The sequence below is a fragment of the Leucobacter japonicus genome (assembly GCF_001273855.1).
GTDB lineage: Bacteria > Actinomycetota > Actinomycetes > Actinomycetales > Microbacteriaceae > Leucobacter > Leucobacter japonicus.
On sequence record NZ_JHBX01000064.1, the window covers coordinates 1 to 211 of the forward strand.

At 68.7% G+C, this 211-nt stretch carries 1 protein-coding gene; it reads left to right on the forward strand.

From position 1 onward, the window contains the following. Positions 1–211 (forward strand): 3-methyl-2-oxobutanoate hydroxymethyltransferase (locus AMS67_RS00205; RefSeq protein ID WP_162230793.1); only part of this gene is annotated, 211 nt, incomplete at both ends.

A 211-nucleotide genomic window follows, 5' to 3' on the forward strand; every position in this document is an offset into this window, starting at 1 on the left:
GGGGCGCACGACCGAGAGCGCGGTGCGCGTCGTCGAGGAGGCGATCGGAGTGCAGGATGCGGGCGCGTTCTGCGTGGTCGTCGAGGCCGTTCCCGCTGAGATCACCAATCTGCTGAAGGAGGTTCTGCGGATCCCGATCATCGGTATCGGCGCGGGATCCGCCGACGGCCAGGTGCTCGTGCTGCACGACCTGCTCGGCATCACCGAGGGC